At 59.6% G+C, this 14179-nt stretch carries 6 protein-coding genes and 2 pseudogenes (2 of these 8 cut by a window edge); 6 read left to right on the top strand and 2 right to left on the bottom strand.

What is annotated here, in order from left to right:
• The 5 genes and pseudogenes from FVQ81_03620 to FVQ81_03600 form a co-directional block, all read left to right on the top strand.
• Positions 1 to 2139 (top strand): annotated as a pseudogene (locus FVQ81_03620) (TonB-dependent receptor); it begins 393 nt to the left of the window's first position.
• A complete protein-coding gene (locus FVQ81_03615) occupies positions 2129 to 2983 on the top strand; it encodes a DUF4249 family protein (GenBank protein ID MBW7995662.1) in 855 nt (284 codons plus the stop codon). The pseudogene FVQ81_03620 and the gene FVQ81_03615 overlap by 11 nt, the downstream one beginning before the upstream one ends.
• Before the next feature lie 25 nt (positions 2984 to 3008).
• A complete protein-coding gene (locus FVQ81_03610) occupies positions 3009 to 3935 on the top strand; it encodes a glycoside hydrolase family 16 protein (protein MBW7995661.1) in 927 nt (308 codons plus the stop codon).
• Between the two features lie 176 nt (positions 3936 to 4111).
• On the top strand, positions 4112 to 5551 hold the full coding sequence (locus FVQ81_03605; GenBank protein MBW7995660.1) for a sulfatase-like hydrolase/transferase: 1440 nt from the start codon (positions 4112 to 4114) through the stop codon (positions 5549 to 5551).
• A 312-nt stretch (positions 5552 to 5863) separates the two neighbouring features.
• Complete coding sequence (locus FVQ81_03600) at positions 5864 to 8125, top strand: amino acid permease (GenBank protein ID MBW7995659.1); 2262 nt, start codon at positions 5864 to 5866, stop codon at positions 8123 to 8125.
• Between the two features lie 60 nt (positions 8126 to 8185).
• Here FVQ81_03600 and FVQ81_03595 read toward each other — a convergent pair whose 3' ends face one another.
• Positions 8186 to 9109 carry a hypothetical protein gene (locus tag FVQ81_03595; GenBank protein MBW7995658.1) on the bottom strand — a complete coding sequence of 308 codons (924 nt, stop codon included), beginning with the start codon at positions 9107 to 9109 and terminating at the stop codon, positions 8186 to 8188.
• Positions 9110 to 9547: 438 nt separating this feature from the next.
• Between FVQ81_03595 and FVQ81_03590 the strand changes: the two genes are divergently transcribed.
• Positions 9548 to 13678: a hypothetical protein gene (locus FVQ81_03590; protein MBW7995657.1), complete on the top strand. Its 4131-nt coding sequence runs from the start codon at positions 9548 to 9550 to the stop codon at positions 13676 to 13678.
• A 374-nt stretch (positions 13679 to 14052) separates the two neighbouring features.
• On the opposite strand, the pseudogene FVQ81_03585 reads toward FVQ81_03590, so the two are convergent.
• Positions 14053 to 14179: pseudogene (locus FVQ81_03585) on the bottom strand (APC family permease) (it continues 559 nt past the right edge of the window).

Here is a 14179-nt window from a genome sequence, read left to right as displayed (position 1 = left end):
CAGGGGATAACCGTGGTGGGCGAGGCTCAGATAATCGAGGCCGCCGGGAGAGTCAGCGAGGTGATCCTTGCTCCCGCCCAGTTGCGCACCATGCCGAATATCGGCGAGGTTGACGTGTTCCGCTCCCTGCAACTGCTGCCGGGAATCAGCGGAGTCAGCGACGGGTCATCCGGCCTGTACGTGCGCGGCGGTACGCCGGATCAGAACCTGGTGCTGTTCGACGGGATGACGATCTACCATGTGGACCATTTTTTCGGCATGTTCAGCGCCTTCAACGCCGATGCGATCAAGGATATCCGGGTCTACAAGGGCGGCTACCCGGCGGAGTTCGGCGGACGGATTTCCAGTGTGGTCGATATGACCGGCAAGACAGGAGACAACCGCGAACTGCGCTATGGAGTGGGACTCAACCTGCTCAGCGGCAACGGCCTGCTTGAGATTCCCCTGCATGAGAAAGGCTCGTTGCTGTTCTCCCTTCGCCGCTCCTATACCGACGTGGTTCAGAGCGGTCTGTATAACAAGCTGTTCGACTTCATCTCCGGTGATGACGCGGTCCAGACTATCGGAGGACCCGGTGGCGGCGGTTTCGGCGGGCGGGGTGGCGGAAGGTTCGCCAGTATCAGCGAGCGGCCGGATTTCTATTTCTACGACTTCAACGCCAAGCTGACCCTCAATCCGACAACCAGGGATATCTTCTCGCTCAGTCTCTACCGCGGCAAGGACAACCTTGACCAGTCCCAGGATTTCAGCGGGAACAACTTCGCCTTTCTGGGCAATAACGACGATTTCATTGTGGGCCAGGATATCAGCCGTCAGCGGGAAGAACTGACAACTTGGGGCAATACCGGCCTCAGCGCCAAGTGGGCCCGCCGTCTGCACGACCGCCTGTACTCGAGCGCGATGGCGTCGTACTCGTCGTATTTCAGCACCTACGACCGCAGCACAAGCTTTACCGGCAGCAGCCTGGCAGACAGCCTGGGGTTCTTCCGCGGCGGCGCTTCGGCCACCAACGAAGACAACGAGGTTGAGGACATGACTGTCCGCCTGGACAACGAGTTCCACGCGTCCAACAGCCATGACTTCAAGTTCGGGCTCGGCCTGTCCATGTTCAATTCGCATTATTTCACCGCTCTTAACGACACGACTCGACTGCTGGCTCTGGAGACCGAATCCCGTCAGGCCAATTTCTACCTCCAGGATCAGTGGCAGATCACACCCGACCTGGAACTGACTGTCGGCGGGCGGGGCGTACACTACGACAAGACCGACAAACTGTATTTCGAGCCGCGGTCCAGCATGATTTTCTCCCTTTCGGACAGGGTGAAACTGAAAGGCGCCTGGGGACAGTACCACCAGTTCGTCAACCGGATCGCCAATGAGAACGTGCTCGAGGGCGGCAGGGATTTCTGGATTCTTGCCGACGAGGAAAATATCCCTAACTTCGCCGAGCACTATATCGCCGGGGCCAGCTACGAAACCGACGATTTCCTGTTCGATGTGGAGGGCTACTACAAGGATCTCGACAACCTGCTGGAATACACCCGCCGCGTGCAGTACGTGTTCCGCGACGGGCGGCGCGAGGAAGTAGAGAGCGGTTTCTTCCAGGGCGAGGGATTCGCCAGGGGTATTGATTTTTTGCTCCAGAAAAAGCGTGGGAAGCTCAACGGCTGGTTCGGCTACAGCCTCGGCAAAGTGGAGCACACGTTCCCCGGCCTCAACGGCGGGCAAGCATTCCCGGCCTCGCACGACAGGACCCATGAATTCAATATCGTCGGCAAGTACAGGCTTGGAGACTGGGAGCTGGCGGCCACCTGGGTTTACGCCACCGGTAAGGCCTATACCGCGCCGATCAGCCAGTATTACGTTGATCTGCTCGATGGGAGCGAGTTCAGCTACGTACACGTCAGCGACAAGAACAGCCAGCGCCTGCCCGACTACCATCGCCTGGACTTCAGTATCTCGCGCACGTTCTTCACCGATCCTGCCAAATTGGTGGTGGGCCTGTCGGTTTTCAACCTGTACAACAACAAGAACATCTGGTACAGGCAATACGATCTCGATGTCCAGCCGGTTGCGGTGACCGACGTGACCATGCTGGGCTTTACGCCGACAGTTTTCGTGCAGATCTATTCGCGATAGGGGGACTGAAGTGTTTAAATACGTTTTATTATCGGTTTTGATACCGCTGGTGTTTTCTATCGCGTGTTCGGATGAGTCCCCGCTGGTGCCGGAGGCTGACCTGGTAGTAATGCGGGCCTATCTGTTCGCCGGGGAGCCGGTGACCGAGATCAGACTTACCTCATCGCTGGAGCTCGGCAGCGTGGACTCGGTGGCACCGCCTGTCGAGGACGCAAAAGTATATCTGACCAAGGACGGTACCAGGTACGCTCTTCAGCCCACCGCCGGACGGCCGGGTTTTTACGACTATCCCGGCAATGATCTGGCCGTGGAGGCGGGCGATGAGTTCATGATCGAGACCGGCTACCTGGGCAGAGTAGCGACCGCCTCGACTGTTGTGCCTTCAAAGCCTGCTCAGGTAGGTGTTTACCCGGATCAACTGAGTGTTCAGGAACTGAGTTTCGGTTTCGGTGGAGGAAGGTTCCGGAATGATGACACGACAGCGGTGCAGGTAACCTGGGCCAATCCCGGGGGAGAGAGCTACTATGTCACTCTCGAAAATATCGAGAGCGATCCCACCCCGATCTTCGAGCCGCCCGCCGGATTCGAGAACCGTCGGCCGCTGAGGTTCGTTTCGATTCCGGTAAACTCAGGGGAGTACCGGATCACCCGTCGCTCGGTGACATACTTCGGTACGCACAAGGTAAAAGTCTACAGGGTCAACCAGGAATATGTGGACCTCTATCTGTCGCGCAACCAGGATTCCAGGGACCTCAACGAACCGCTGACCAACGTTACAGGCGGCCTGGGTATATTCACCGCCTTCAACAGCGACAGCGTGTTTATCGAAGTTGTCGTAGAATAGACCGGAACCTGTTTGATCTGACTTGATGCAAAAAGGGGTTTGCCGCGGCGGGCAAACCCCTTATTTTTTGAGATCGGCAAATTACTGGTCATTCCCACCGGAGGTAACAATGAAATACCGTAAGATGTATGCGGTGACGGCGCTGGCGGTTTTTTTCGCGGCCTGTGCGCTAACGGTCAGCTGCGGAGACGGCGGTATGGCTGGTGTTGACAGCGGCCGGCACGGCGAGTTCCTGCCGCCGGCGCCGGAGGGTGAAACGTGGGAGCTGATCTGGAGCGATGAGTTCGAGGGCGAACAGCTTGACCGCTCTCTCTGGGAGACGCCGGTCGGCGTGCGGCGCAAGGGCTTCTGGGCCGAGGAGGACAGTTACCTCGACGGTGAGGGGAATCTCGTGCTCAGGACGCGGGAAACCGACGGCAAGTACTACTCCGGGGCGATCCGCACCCGCGGCGGTTTCGAGCACCGGTTCGGTTACTGGGTGGCCCGCTGCATGTTTCACACCGAGGTCGGCCACTGGCCCGCCTTCTGGCTGTTTTCCTCGCCCGGTGTGACTCGCGTGGGTGATGAGGGCCGCGACGGCACCGAGATCGACATCATGGAAAAATCAACCGCCAAAGAGGACAAGATCAACCATGCCCTGCACTGGGACGGCTACGGCGAGCAGCACCAGAGCGAGGCTCAATATGTGTCTGTCCCCGGCCTGAGCTGGGGCTGGCATACATTCGGGCTGTACTGGACCCCGGAGGAATATGTCTTCTATGTGGACGGTGTCGAAACCTGGCGGACCAGCGCGGGAGGAGTGTCGCAGGTGCCCGCCTATGTCAAGCTGACCGACGAGGTGGACGAGTGGGGCGGTGATATCTCCGAGGCGCGCCTGCCGGATTACTTCCTGGTCGATTACGTGCGGGTCTACGATTACGACGGCGGCGGGATCGGCAGGACGGTTCCCTGATAAATATGGACATCACCCGCCTTGCCAGACCGTTCAAAACAATATATGGTTGCTAAAGAACATTCAAGCAGGCCGCATCCGGCCGCTTTCGCAGTTGCCGCCACGGCCTTGCCGGTACGGCCTCTCCCGCAGGTGAATACCGGAGTATCCTTCAAACGAGGTGGATTACGATGCAGATGGATCGCCGAGATTTCCTGAAACTCGCCGGCGCAGGATTGTGCCTCCCAGCCCTCGGCGGCTCCACGGTCGCCCGCGCGGCCGGCGGTTCCCTGCCGAATATCGTACTGGTGATGGCCGATGACCAGGGCTGGGGCGACATGGCCTACAACGGCCACCCGGTGCTGAAGACGCCGAATTTCGACGAAATGGCCGCCACCGGCCTGCGCTTCGACCGGTTCTACGCCGCTCACCCGGTCTGCTCGCCCACGCGCGGGAGCGTGATGACCGGGCGCAATCCCAACCGGTTCGGCTGTTTTTCGTGGGGCAACACGCTTCGCCCCCAGGAGGTCACGATTGCCGAGGCACTGAGGACCGCCGGCTACATTACCGGCCATTTCGGCAAGTGGCACCTGGGTGCAGCGCGCAAGGGCAGCCCGGTCAACCCCGGAGCCAGCGGGTTCGATGAATGGTTCAGCGCACCGAATTTCTACGACAACGACCCGATTCTCAGCCGTGAGGGTGTCGCCGTGCAGACCGAGGGAGAAAGTTCGATTGTCACGGCTGAGGCGGCGCTGGAGTTTATCCGCAGGCACTCCGGCGGAGACCGTCCGTTTCTGGCGGTAGTCTGGTTCGGTTCTCCCCACGGTCCGCACGAGGCGGTGGACGAGGATCGCAGGCACTACCTGGATCAGCCGGAGGAGCTGCAGCATTTCTACGGCGAGATTACCGGAATGGACCGCGCGTTCGGCAAGCTGCGCAGTGAACTGGGCAAGCTCGGAATCCGCAACAACACTATCCTGTGGTATTGCAGCGACAACGGCGGCCTGCCGCGGATCGGCTCCACGGGCGGTCGGGGCTACAAGGGGCAGATCTACGAGGGCGGACTGCGGGTGCCCGCGATCCTGGAGTGGCCGGAACGCCTGACAGGCCACAGGGTGACAAATATTCCCTGCTACACAGCGGATCTTTACCCTACCCTGCTTGAGATCGCCGGGGTCAGGATCGACAACCAGCCGCCGCTGGACGGGATCAGCCTGACAGCCCTGCTGGCGGGCGAGATGCAGTCGCGGCCGGAGCCGATCGGCTTCTGGTTTTTCCCCGAGGGAGGAGTGCCAACGCCCGCAAAAGCCTGGCTGGCCGAACTGCTTGAAGACCAGCGCAGGGGCGACATGCTGGGCGATCTGGCGAAACTGCGTCTGGAGTCGGTTGTAATCTCCAAGCAGTATCCCGAGGACATGTTTCCGGGTCACGCCGCCTGGCTGGACTGGCCGTGGAAATTGCACCGGATTCAGGACCGGCAAGGCATGGTGCGCTACGAGTTGTATAACCTGGAGGATGATCCCGGGGAAGAAAGCGATCTGGCGCCGGGCCGGCAGCAGCGGGTGGCCGCGATGGGGGAGAGTTTGCAGCAATGGCAGGTATCCGTCCTGCGGAGCCTCAACGGCAAGGACTATTGACAAAACGCGCCCAGCTTGGCAGGCAGAGCTTGAAGCGCCCGGCAGACGCCGGGCGTTTTTTTATCCCAGGGGAATCATCACCGACACTTCGACTGTGTCATCATCCGGCAGATCAAGCGAGATTGAGCCGCCGAAAGTTTCGTCGATCAGTTTGGCGCCAGCCCGGTTTTTTCCTGTCCTGGATTCCGGACACGGCGGTGAACGTGAAAGTGCTGCCCTTGCCCGGTTCGCTTTACGCCTTGACTTCCCTGATCGACAAAAAGCTTGTAATGACCGTCGGGACGTTTAACTTGGACAGTGCAGCAGTCATCGATGCAACGCGAGACGCGGACGCAACCCATACTCCACCAATCTGACTGCCGAACATCGATGCCCCAAAACAGACCGTTAATAATCGAAACCGAACTGAGCCGGGACATGGGCCTGCCCACTGCCCTGGCTATCGGTGTGGGCACGATGATCGCCGCGGGGATTTTTACCCTCAGCGGGCTGGCTGTGCGCAACGTGGGTTCCGCGGCGATACTTTCCTTCCTGATCGCGGCGATGGTGGCGGCGTTCACGGCGCTGACCTACTGCGAACTTGTCAGTGTCTACCCAGAGTCAGGCGAGGGTTACCTTTACACACGCAAAACATTTCCGGGTCCGTTGGCCTACCTGGTGGGTTCTGCATTAATCCTGGGCTACACATCCTCCTGCGCGTTCTACCTGGTAAGTTTTTCCAGCTACTTCGTCGAATTCATCTACGAAACGCCCCTGCACACTATCGCCGGAATTATCGCTCTCGTTGCGCTGACCACGATCAATATCAAGGGCACCAAGGAAAGCGGCACGTTCCAGATAGTCGTAACCGTGGCCAAGGTACTGTTGCTGATCTGGTTTGCATTCGGCGGCCTGGGCAGCGTTGACGCCGACAGGATGCTGTCGCAGTTTTCCACCGATGTTGTCGAGATCGGCGGTACGGCGGCGATGGTATTCATCACTTTTTTCGGGTTCTCGGCGATCGCGGCCTCGGCCGGTGAGATCAAGAACCCGACCAGGACGATCCCGCTGGCGATATTTATTTCGATGGGGCTGGTGATCCTGCTCTATACCCTGGTTGTGCTGGTGGTGGCCTCGGCCGGCCTGACTGAATATACGGAAGCCGCGATGGGCGAAGCGGCGATCAGGTTTCTGGGGCCGGTGGGCGGGATGGTGGTTATCGGGGGTGCGTTGTTCTCGATGATTTCCGCCTCGAACGCAACGATTCTGGCCGGCTCGCGGGTGACGCTTGCGATGAGCCGGCTGGGACATCTGCCCGGCAGGCTGGGCGTAGTCAATTCCCGTACCCGGACGCCGATCTTGTCGCTGGTGATTGTAGCGGCGCTGATCGCGCTGTTCATGATCACCATGGACCTCGAGGACCTGGCTCATTTCGCCGGTACGGTGCTGATCCTGGCGCTGGTTCTGGTCAATACGACCCTGATCGCACACCGACGGAAATACCCGGATATCGAGCGTCCGTTTAAAGTTCCGCTGGTACCCCTGCTGCCGGTGCTCGGCATAATCGCCAACCTGTTCCTGTTGAGCCAGATCGTGTTCAAGCACCCTTTGCCGATGGTGCTGGGACTGGGTTCGATGGCCCTGGCGATGGTGGCGTTCATATCCTGGAAAGGCACCCAGGCGCCGGAAGTAGCCCTGCCAGGCGCGCCGTCCAGAGTAGCGCTCGAAACTGAAACGGCCGGCGAGGTCGGCTACAGGGTACTGGTTCCGGTCGCCAACCCGGCCAACGTGCCCAGGCTGATGGAGCTCGCCTCCGCCCTGGCCCTGGAGCGTGACGGGGAGATTATCGTGCTGCGGGTGGTCCAGGTTCCTGACCAGGTAGCGCCTTCACACGACGCCGCCTATGCAGAGCGGGAGCGGGGCCTGCTGGAACTGGCCCAGACCAGCGCGGCAATCCATAACGTGACTGCGCACCCGGTTGTCCGCGTGGGGCGCAACGTTGCCCGGGCAATCCTCGAGACGGCCAGGGACAAGGAATGCGACACGATTGTCCTGGGTTGGAAAGGCTATTCCTCGACAGCCAGAAAAATACTCGGCGATGTCGTGGACGATATCGTCCACCACGCGAAATGCGATATCCTGCTGATCAAGCACGTTCCCGACGAGTCGTTCCGCCATATCCTCCTGCCCACAGCCGGCGGTGAGCACGCCCGTCGGGCCGAGCGCTACGCCGCGGCGATCGCGCGTTACTATGACGGTTCGGTGACTGTTTGCAGCGTAGTCGACCCGAACGCCGAGGAGGAGCAGCGCAGGCAGGTCACCGGCAGGCTCAACAAGGCGGTACGAAGGCTGCTGAAAGTGGAGGACCTGGAGGTGCACCGCAAGACAATCCGGCATAGCTCGGTGAGTGTCGGGCTGATAAAGGAGGCCGAGGCCTACGACGCGATGATGCTGGGAGCCACGGGCCGCGGGCTCAACCGCCAGATCCTGCTGGGCAATATCCCGGAGATGATCGCCAAGCGCTGCAACCGGCCGGTGATAATCGTGAAGAGATTCGACCCGGTCAAAGACTTGCTGGGCCGGGTGATGGATTAGAGAAAAAGCCCGGCGACCCTGACGGGCCCCGGGCTTGAAACCAGCGTAAGTATTGATCCCTCAGGCACGCCACGGGCGCTTGCGCTCGATATCCCCGTCCAGCATCTCCTTGACCATCGCTACGTCATCGCGCACCTGCCAGTCGAACATGCCCACGCAGATGAAATCAGCTCCGCAGCGGAAGGCGTGCGCAAACCCGTCGGCGGGCCGGTCGCGTCCGGCGCCGAGAACCTTGTACGCGATCCACGGTTTGTTCAGCCGGCTCATGTAGTCGTCGATCTCGGTCGGATCGCTGGAGAGGTAGCCGACCTTGTTCACCGTGTACATGTAGAAATCCGGTTCGATTCCGGCTTCCACCGTGGCCTTGATAGTCTCAAGCCTGTGCGCACCCACACCGCCCAGGATACCGGTCTTTTTCATCCCCTCCACATACTCGCCGATCATCTCCACCTTGCCCTCGGTCACCGCCGTGTCCGCGCGGCCGCCGTGGAAATAAACGCCCATCGCGCCGTTGTCCCGGGCCAGTTTGGCGTTTTCCACCGGATCACCCTGCTCGGGAGCGCTCTGGGCGATCCAGTTCAGACCCCCTCCCAGCTCTTTCATGTACCTGGTATAGTGCTCGATAATATGCGGATCGCAACGCATCAGAGTGGTGTTGATCCCGTTCTGTTCGGCCAACTTCCAGGTCTCCCAGATTTTTTCGCTGTTGAAATATCTGGTCATCAACATCGACTGGTATATCAAATCCCCGGCATGGGCCGATCCGGAGATCAGGTTGCCGCCGATAATCATCCTCGAAATCTCGCGACCGCCGAGTTTGCCTTTCTGCAATCCTCTGACCGGCTCTTTCTGTTCTTCCACCTGCCTGCGCGCACCAAGCTGGGCGAACAGGGCCTGGTGTTCATAACTCAAACCAGCCATCACGCCGGCGGACATACCCAACGAGCGCTCGACAAATTTGCGTCGGTTCAGTTTGTCTCTCATTTGCACGGCTCCATCGGAGTGGAAAATAATATAGAACTGCTAACCTATTGAATGTTCTCGCTTGGCAGGATGTTACATAATGTCTGCGAAATCTCTGTCATCTTGTCAATGTTTTTTCGCTTTTGTGCTAGCTTGATTTTAAGAAGACCCCTGTCGGCCGGCCGGCGCGCGCATCGAAGATGCGCGCATCCCGCCGGGATGCCGGTGCTTTCAGCACCGGCGCCGGCCGGCCCGGAGCTTTCCCTGGGCTCAAGGTACGGATTTACTCTTAGGATGTTCATTTTTCTTAACTTTCCCAATATGGTCTGTTATCATGTAATTGATGCGATCATCAGTTCTCCTATATTTTTTTTTCGACAGTTGCTATCGAATCCAATTGCAACGGGCAACAGCTAACCAAAATAATCCGGGGCCGATTACTGGCCGGGGAGGAACCAGATGCACCGATTTTCGTTGAAAACCCTGACTGTTCTGTTTGTGTTTTTTTCTGCCGTTCAGGTGTATGCGCAGCAAAGGCTCAATGTATTTAATTCATTCGAGGACGAAGCCGAGATAGCGGCGCTCAAGCTGTCGCAGGGAGTCGTAGTGACGCAATCCACCCGCTATGCGACATGGCGGGACAATTCGCTGGAGGTTGTGTTTCCCCGCGATGGCGGTACGATCGAAATTAGTGAAATCCCCGGTGACTGGCGCAGGCGCAGCGCTCTGCTCACTTTCGCCTGGTGCGGGCAGCCGTATGAGCTGATTTTTACGATTGAGGATGGCGAGGGGAACAGCTATCGCAGGAGTTTCGGACTCAAGGCCGGCACTAACCACATCCAGTTGGATTTGCGCAAACCGCAGAATCTGAACCTCGGTAACATGAAATCGATAAAAATAAACGGCCCGCTGGGTGGCAAGCTCTATCTCGACTATATCGCTCTGCACGATTACAACGAGTTCCTCGAGGACCGGGGCCGTTACGATTTCCACTACAAAATGGATATCGAGACACCGCATTTTAAATGGGCCGATCCGCTCGATGGCGGGCCGTTGGAGGTCTATGCGCTCAGCGGAGTTATCGATGGGCGGGCGATTATCGAGCTGGCCCAGCGCCTGGAGATCAACTTCACCACCACCACGATGGGTATCCGCCAGGGGATGAATTATTACGGCTTCGGCGAGTTCTACCAGCAGCGCCGGGGCGGGACAGGTCTGATTCACACCTATATCGCCGATGATCTCTATCACGGCCCGGATTTCGATGTTATCCTCTGGCCGGCGCTCCAGCCCTGGGAGACGTATCCGCAGGAAGTCCGCGATGAAATCCGTCGCCAGGTGGAGGAAGAAGGCAAGGGGCTGGTGCTGGTCTATCCGTTCACCAGGCGGGATGACGGGGCCGGGTTGTGGGACATTTCTCCGCTGACCGAGGTTGGAAAGTACGTGCCTGTCTGGCCCGAGGACCAGGTGCAGCCGGATATGTCCGCAGGCGACAAGAGTCCCTGGAAAATCAGCGCCGAGCATTTTATCACCCGCGGCCTGGCGCTTGATGCGTTGCCGCAGGGACAGATGGCGGTGCTGAGTTCCAGGCCTGCAGGCGAGGTGCTTATCGAAACCGAAAACGGCATCCCGGTCCTGGCCGTCCGCCAGCTCGGTAAGGGCCGGGTGGCTGCGTTCGCCTACAGCCAGCGCGGGATGATCCCCGAAATCCCCGACCCGTGGGATACAGGTCTCCACTACGATTACTGGGATTACATGTGGTCGCTGGTGGCTCGCACCGCTGTCTGGGCGGCGGGACGGGAACCGGGCGCATCGATAAGGTCGCTGGAACAGCAGGGGAATAAGGTACAGGTGGCGCTGGCCGGCGATGTTCCCGCCGGAAGAATCAGCGGACGGTTGATCGACAGCTACGGCATGCTGCTCAGCGAGATCGACCTGCCGGTCAAGGCGGGGGCGAAATCAGCCACGGTCATCTTGCCCGACGAACTTCCGGGAGGCAAAAACTTTCTAGACATCCGGCTGACAGGCCCCGGCGGTTCGTTGGACTGGGCTTCCCTTACTGTCGGTCAGCAGCCGCTGGTCCGGGTGCACCGGCTGGTTCCCAGTGTCGACAGGGTCAATCTGGGACAGGAAGTATCCGCCACAGTCAGTCTGAGGTCATCGCAGCGCCAGCCGGTCAAGCTGATCGCCGGGCTATATGACAACTACGGCCGTCTGCTGGCCGAACACACCGAGGAGTTGACAGTCACGGGCGACGCCGAGCGGACACTGGTGTTCAGCAGCGCGGGCGCGGCCAGTCACCTGGCCCACGTACGCTGCCGGGTCGAGGTAAAAGGCATAGTGCAGGACCGCGCCGAGGCGGAGGTGTTCGTCCTGCAGAAACGGGTCTGGGACGATTTCGATATCGTGATGTATCTCTTCGGTCCCAACCCGATGCCCGGGATCTGGCCCACTATCGACCGCCAGATGCAGCGGATGAATGTCACCACGCTCTCATCATACCCCGTGGACCACTGCAAGCACGCCAACTACATGGTCCAGGCCCAGACACGGGTCAGCGGGCAGGAGTCTCCCGATGGCGGCCCGGACCGCAAGTACTACGACGAGATGAAGAAGAAATATCTGGCCACGGGCGATAAAAGCCTCCTGGTCCGCAAGTACTGCCTCAACGACCCGGCCTACCGCGAGCTTATCCGCGGGCAACTCGACAGCCTCTGCTCGCCGTGGGTCCCGTTCTCGCCACTCAGCTACTATGTCTACGAGGAACCCTCGCTCACCACCTACGGCGATGCGGTCGATATCTGTTTCGGTGAACACTGCCTGGCCGCGATGCGCGAGTGGCTGAAAGGTGAGTACGGTACGCTGGAGAGGCTGAACGAACAGTGGGGCGCCAAGTTTACCGGCTGGGAGCAGGTTGTCCCCGATGACCACAAGGAAGCCCAGGCGCGCGGCAATTACTCGTCCTGGGCCGACCATCGCACGTTCATGGAGCGCACCTACGCGGGCAGCTACAAGCTGATCCTCGAAGAGTTGCGCAAGCTCGATCCCAACGCGATTGTCCTCAATTCGGGCACCCAGGAGTCGGCCTCACACAACGGCTGCGACTACAGTCTGCTCAACCAGTACACCCTGCACCTCAACGCCTACCAGTACGAGGTTCACCGCAGCATGAACCCGGATGTCAAAATTTCCGGCGGTGCCGGCTACGGAGTAATCGGCAAGTACGTGTTCCGCAATTTCTACCAGAACCTGTTCAAGGGCGCTAACGGCGGCCTGTATATCTTCTGGCAGTACTGCACGGTCGATCCGGACCTGACGCTGAACCAGAGCGCGCTGGACATGGTGGAGGGGTTCGATGAGCTGCGCGGCCAGGGGATCGGCAAGCTGGTGGGCTTGGCGCTGCCGGATAACCACGGGATTGCGGTTCACTACTCATACCCCAGCATTCATGGTACGTGGATTGTCGACGGTCAGGTAAAGGACAGGGTGACCTACGACACCAGCCCATCGTTCGATAACTTCCAGGCCAACACATCCGGCTGGCTGGAAATCCTGCGCGACTGCGGCCTCCAGTTCGATTTTATCGCTTACAGCCACGTGGAGGACGGCCATCTTATCGACAAGGGTTACGATACTTTCGTGATGCCGATGAGCGTGGCGCTTAGCGATGAGGAAATCGACGAGATCGCCCGGTTTGTAGAGGCCGGCGGGACCGTGATCGCCGACGCCCTGCCGGGCGTGATGGATGAGCACTGCGCGTTCCGCAACAGCGAGAAGCTGCAGAAAGTGTTCGGCATCAGTGCACCGAAAGCCGACGCGGGGACGATAGCGGCCGCTGCGGGCGAGCCGAAATTGAAGCTGAAAGGAGCCACTGCGCTCAAAAAGGACAACGGCAAGCCTGTGCTGGTGATGAACAGTTACGGCCAGGGCAAGGCTTTTCTGCTCAACTATTTCCATCATACCTACAGCCGTGCTAAGCAGGACGGCGTCAGCGGGCCCGCCCTGGAAAACTTTCGCACCGTGCTCTCACACGCCGGCAAGGAGCCGAAAGTGAGGCTGACCGGCTCCGACGGCAAGCCGGTATCGGGCTGCGAGCGCTATCTGTTCAACAACGGCACCACCAGGCTGCTGGGTCTCGTGCCCGACATGGAGCGTCCGGAAGCCGAGCAGATCGAGATCCGTCTCGATGGTGAGTACGCGATCTACGACGTCCGCAGCAAGCGCTACCTCGGTTCCGGCGACAGGTTCCGTACGGTGATCCGGCCGGGCGTCCCGCGCCTGTTCGCGTTCGTGACCGGCCGGATCACCGCCCTGGAGCTGCAGGCGCCGGCCTCCGCCGGCCTGGGCGGGGAGATCGTCCTGAATTTCCATACGGCCGGTGTGGGCGACCTTCGCTCGGTGGCGGTCGTAACGGTCATCGACCCGGAAGGCAACGTACGCGGAATCTACGGCGGCAACCGGGATATTGAAGGCTCCACGGGCAGCAGCTCGTTCCGCACGGCGCTTAATGACCCGGCCGGGGAATGGCTGGTCGAGGTGATGGAGACCGCCAGCGGCGAACGCAGCAGAAAAGTGATCCGGATAGAGTAAAAAGCTGTTTCTTGGCTATGCGCAGGGCACAGCATTCCGTGCCCCTGCGCATCAAGTGATATCTATCTAACACATTGTGAGGAAAGACACGCGGCTGGCGGGCGACGCATGCGTCGCCCCTACGGCTCTTCTGGGATTTATGGCCTGCTATACGAAGTGGTCATATAGGATTCCCCTCTCGAGAGGGGTGCCCGCTGCAAGCGGGCGGGGTGTGTTATGCATGAGCATGGCATGCCCCTGTTATAATCAGAACACGTCCTGGACTTCCAGTTTTTCCCGGAAGAACCTTGTACGTACGATCAGGTAAATCAGTCCGATCGCCAGCCAGGTTCCCCCGACCATGAATGTCTGCGGCGGCAGGCTGACCCAGATAGTCAGGCAGGCCAGAAAACCCACCGCGGGCGGCAGGAAATTCTTGAGGAATGAACCGATACTTTTCTTCTCGGCCCGGAAAAAATACTCCCGGATCGAGGCGATGTTGACCAGCATGAAGGCCATGAA

It is taken from the genome of Candidatus Glassbacteria bacterium (assembly GCA_019456185.1).
In the GTDB taxonomy this organism is placed as follows: domain Bacteria; phylum Gemmatimonadota; class Glassbacteria; order GWA2-58-10; family GWA2-58-10; genus JAJRTS01.
Note: the sequence above shows the minus strand (reverse complement) of the source record. Positions and strands in the feature narration are given on the sequence as shown.